This is a genomic window from Frankia sp. CgJB1, assembly GCF_977947065.1.
This window is the reverse complement of the sequence record NZ_CDWTNB010000257.1, coordinates 1-4,334: the sequence shown is the minus strand read 5'-3', so window position 1 is coordinate 4,334 and position 4,334 is coordinate 1. Positions and strand designations below refer to the sequence as shown.

5 protein-coding genes and 1 pseudogene are annotated in these 4,334 nt (G+C 69.1%); 4 read left to right on the top strand and 2 right to left on the bottom strand.

Going from position 1 to position 4,334, the window contains the following annotated elements:
• The first annotated feature begins 208 nt into the window (after positions 1-208).
• The 3 genes from prcB to AC08OT_RS19455 all read left to right on the top strand — a co-directional run bounded on the left by prcB (position 209) and on the right by AC08OT_RS19455 (position 2,266).
• Positions 209-1,033 carry a proteasome subunit beta gene (gene prcB / locus AC08OT_RS19465; protein ID WP_476592865.1) on the top strand — a complete coding sequence of 275 codons (825 nt, stop codon included), beginning with the start codon at positions 209-211 and terminating at the stop codon, positions 1,031-1,033.
• A 1-nt stretch (position 1,034) separates the two neighbouring features.
• Entirely contained in the window at positions 1,035-1,757 is a 723-nt protein-coding gene (gene prcA / locus AC08OT_RS19460) for a proteasome subunit alpha (protein ID WP_023841072.1), read from the top strand.
• A 218-nt stretch (positions 1,758-1,975) separates the two neighbouring features.
• Positions 1,976-2,266: a hypothetical protein gene (locus tag AC08OT_RS19455; RefSeq protein WP_476592868.1), complete on the top strand. Its 291-nt coding sequence runs from the start codon at positions 1,976-1,978 to the stop codon at positions 2,264-2,266.
• A gap of 112 nt (positions 2,267-2,378) precedes the next feature.
• Here AC08OT_RS19455 and AC08OT_RS19450 read toward each other — a convergent pair.
• Together AC08OT_RS19450 and AC08OT_RS19445 are read right to left on the bottom strand one after the other, a co-directional pair.
• A pseudogene (locus tag AC08OT_RS19450) lies at positions 2,379-2,723 on the bottom strand (recombinase family protein); the annotation flags it as partial.
• A gap of 182 nt (positions 2,724-2,905) precedes the next feature.
• Positions 2,906-3,247: a MerR family transcriptional regulator gene (locus AC08OT_RS19445; RefSeq protein ID WP_011436321.1), complete on the bottom strand. Its 342-nt coding sequence runs from the start codon at positions 3,245-3,247 to the stop codon at positions 2,906-2,908.
• Positions 3,248-3,287: 40 nt separating this feature from the next.
• Here AC08OT_RS19445 and AC08OT_RS19440 point away from each other — a divergent pair, with 40 nt between their 5' ends.
• A complete protein-coding gene (locus tag AC08OT_RS19440; protein ID WP_476596961.1) occupies positions 3,288-4,175 on the top strand; it encodes an LLM class F420-dependent oxidoreductase in 888 nt (295 codons plus the stop codon).
• The last annotated feature ends 159 nt before the right edge of the window (positions 4,176-4,334 follow it).

Here is a 4,334-nt window from a genome sequence, read left to right as displayed (position 1 = left end):
GCGCCGCACCGCCCGCGTGCCCCGGCGCAGGTCGGCGGGCCGCACGTGCGGCCGTGACCGCCTTCCCTGCCGACTCGTTCGACCGGCCTGCCCGCCCGCTTCGGGGGGCGATAGCCCTATGTTGTGCTTCATCTGTAACGTCGGGCCGGGAGCCTCGGGGACGCCCCGGGCGCGCGGCTCACGTGACCGACTATCGGAAGGGGGATGCGTGGCTGATCCATTGGGGGCCGCCGGGCGCCTACCGGCTGTGTTCATGACGCCGGGAACATCGTCGTTCGCCGATTTCCTGTCGCGGTCGGCGCCGCACCTGCTGCCGGGGGCCCGGGGTGGCCTGCCGGGGCCGGTCACCGAGGTGGCGCACGGTACGACGATCGTGGCGGTGGCGTTTTCCGGTGGCGTGATCATGGCCGGTGACCGGCGCGCGACACAGGGGCACATGATCGCTCAGCGGGACGTCGAGAAAGTCCATCACGCCGACGACTACTCCTGTGTGGGGTATGCCGGCACTGCCGGGGTCGGCGCCGAGCTGATCCGGCTGTTCCAGGTGGAGCTGGAGCACTACGAGAAGATCGAGGGGTCGACGCTGAGCCTGGACGCGAAGGCCAACCGGCTGGCGGCCATGGTCAAGGGAAACCTGCCGATGGCCCTGCAGGGCCTCGCCGTCGTCCCGCTGTTCGCCGGGTACGACCTCGGCACGGGCAAGGGGCGGATCTTCTCCTACGACATCGCGGCGGCGAAGTCGGAGGAGCGCACGTACGAGTCGATCGGTTCGGGCTCGGTGTTCGCGAAGGGTTCGCTGAAGAAGCGGTTCCGGTCCGATCTCAGCCAGGACGACGCCGTCCGGATCAGCGTCGAGGCCCTCTACGACGCCGCCGACGACGACTCGGCGACCGGCGGGCCGGACGTAATCCGCAAGCTGTACCCGATCGTCGCGGCCGTGACGGCGGACGGCTACCGTCGCTATGCCGACGATGAGATAGAACCAGTGGTGACGGCCATCATCGCGGACCGTTCGACGAACTCGGGAGGCTGACGTGACCATGCCGTTCGGATACGCGAGCCCCGAACAGCAGGTCCGCGACAAGTCCGAGTACGCGCGCAAGGGCATCGCGCGGGGTCGCAGCGTCGTCGTCCTCACCTACGAGAACGGGATCCTGTTCGTCGCCGAGAATCCGTCGGCGACCCTGCACAAGATCAGTGAGATCTACGACCGCATCGCGTTCGCCGCGGTCGGCAAGTACAACGAGTTCGAGAATCTGCGGACGGCGGGCATCCGTCTCATGGACTCGCGTGGCTATATGTACGACCGGCGTGACGTGACCAGCCGCGCGCTCGCCAACGCCTACGCGCAGACCCTCGGTGCGATCTTCAGCGAGAGCGTCAAGCCCTACGAGGTCGAGATCGTCGTCGCCGAGGTCGGCACCTCGATCGCCGACGACCAGATCTACCGGCTGACCTATGACGGGTCGATCGCCGACGAGCGGGGCTTCGTCGCGATCGGTGGCGCCTCCGAGCAGGTCACGACGTCACTGAAGGAGCATCACCGGGACGGCCAGCCGCTCGCCGAGGCGCTGCGCGTCGCGGTGCAGGCCCTGACCGTCGGGGTGCCCCCGGGCCTGCCGCAGAATGGCGAGCGGGTCCTCGCGGCCGCCAACCTGGAGGTCGGCATGCTGGACCGGACCCGGACCCGACGGATGTTCAAGCGGATCGTGGGCCCGGCACTCGAGGGGCTGCTCGCGCAGACCTCGGCCACCTGACCGGCCACCTGACCCCGGCCACCCGACCGGCCCACCGTGTTCGCCGGCCATCGGTCGGTTCCTGCGGCCATCGGTCGGTTCCTGGCGGGCCGCGATGTCCACCGGGGGGAGGACTCCCCGAACCCCGGGATGCCGAGCTCCGCGTGGCATCCCGGGGTTCGAGTCTCACCCGCCCCACCATGTTTGGCATTGTACGAACCGCTCCTTTCGGGGGCGTTGTGGCTGGTAGGGCGGCGGCGGAGCTGCTTCTGCTTGGTGCGCAGGGCGGCGAGTCGGGTGGCGAGGGTTTTTTCGTCGAGGGTGCCGCGCTCGAAGGCGGACAGGTAGTGGTCGATGGCCTGGTCGGTCTGGGTGAGGTCGGTCTGGACGGTGGCGAGTTCGCCGGTGCGGTCGGCGTGGGCGTTGTGGTGGCGCTGGCGGGCGTGGTGGACGGCGTCGGCGATGAGCTGCTGGTGGTCGCGGTAGAAGGCGGCGAGCGCGGTACTGCGGGCAGCGCATCCGGCCGGTGAGGTAGTAGTCGGAGTCGCTGGCGGCCCGGTGGGTGTGTTCGTCACTGCGGATGGTGAGGATCTTCTCGGCCTCAGCGAACTGGGCCGCCTCGATGATCGGTTCGTGGGCGTCGGTGACGGTGATTTCGCGGAAGGTCAGTTCGCCGAGGTAGATGCGGTTGTCCAGGACGCGGAGCACCTGGTGTCCGGACCAGGGGTCGCCGGTGGTGGTGCGGTGGCCGCGTTCGTTGAGGGTCTTGGCGATGGCGCGGGTGCCGAGCCGGTCGCGGACGTAGAGGTTGAAGATCAGACGGACGACGGGCGCTTCCTTCTCGTCGGCGAGCAGTTTCCAGTTGGCGCGGTCGACCTGGTAGCCGAAGGGCCGGTTGCCGCCCATCCACAGGCCCTTGGCGGCTTTGCGTTCCATGCCGGCGATGACCCGGTCGATGATCGTGTCGCGTTCGAACTGCGCGAACATGGCGAGCATCTGGAGCAGCATGCGGCCCATCGGGGTCGCGCGGGTTGCGGGTGGAGCGGGTGGAGCGGGTGGAGCGGGTGGAGCGGGTGGAGCGGGACACTATCGCATTGACACGACGGCTCCACTAGTACCGGCGGCTGACGGGTTCTGCGCCCCGGAGGCCCGGCTACTTCCTGTGGCGCTCAGGCCGCGAGCATCGTCGAGATCAGGAAACGTGCGCGATCGAGGTACGCGGCCTGTAGCTCCAGCCGGTCCAGCTCGCGGCGCAGTGTCGCCGACAGCTGGGCACACGGCACGATCCGCGGCGTCGCGTCGATGGTGCAGGGCAGCACCTGGCGGATCGTCGCCACCGACAGTCCGGCGCCGAGCAGCACCTGGATCCGGGCCACCGTCTCCACCGCGGACTCCGGGAAATGGCGGTAGCCGTTGGCGCCGCGCTCCGCCACGAGCAGCCCGTTCTTCTCGTAATGGCGCAAGGACCGCACGCTGGCGCCGGTTTGTGTCGACAGCTCGCCGATCAACACCAGGACCAGCCTCCAGCCCTCGCTCTTGACCCTGACACTGATGGCAGACTCTACGGTGCGACGCATGGATATCGGGATCTTCACCGCGGTCACTGACGAACAGATCAGGCCTGCTCAGCTCGCCCGGGCGATCGAGGAGCGCGGCTTCGAATCACTGTTCGTCGCTGAGCACACCCACATCCCCGCCCGACGGGAGACAGCGCACCCCGAGCTTGGCGAGATTCCCCGCGACTACTACCGCAATCTTGATCCTTTCGTCAGTCTGACGGCCGCGGCGACCGCGACCACCCGGTTGCGCGTGGGCACCGCGGTCGCGCTCGTGGTCCAGCGGGACCCGCTCCTGTTGGCGAAGGAAGCGGCCAGCCTGGACCTGGTCAGCGAGGGCCGTTTCGAACTCGGCGTCGGCGCCGGCTGGCTGCGTGAGGAGATGCGTAACCACGGCACCGACCCGGCGACTCGAATGGCGCTGATGCGGGAGCGGTTGGCCGCGGTGAAGGCGCTTTGGACCACCGAGGAGGCGGAGTTCCACGGTCGCTTCGTCGATTTCGATCCGGTCTTCCAGTGGCCCAAGCCTGTGCAGCGACCGTATCCGCCGGTCTGGATCGGGGGATGGGGCCCGACGACCTTCCGCCGGATCATCGCCGGGCGCGACGGCTGGCTCACTCCGCCCCTTCCGGTCGACCAGCTGATCCAAGGCCTGGACGAGCTGGCCGAGGAGGCGGACCGGGCCGGGGTGGCGACGCCACCGGTGACCGTTCCGCTCATGGATCCCGACGAGGCCACGCTCGAGAGGCTGCGCGCCCGTGGTGTCCGTCGCGCCCTGTTCGGGCTGCTCACCATCACCGACGCCGACGCGACGCTGCGCGCGCTGGACCAGCTGGGACCGCTGGCCAGCGCCGGAGGCGGCGTCAAGCAGCCAACTACCTGACCATTACCTGACCATCCGAGTACCTGACCATCCGAGGCGATCTGGCTCAGATGTGGTCCCAGGCCCGTACCGTGGCCGGCCGAACCGCGGCCATCAGTCCGGAGCCGGCGGGCGCAGGTCGTCGAGAATGACGCGCAGGTTGCGCCGCCACTGGTCCGG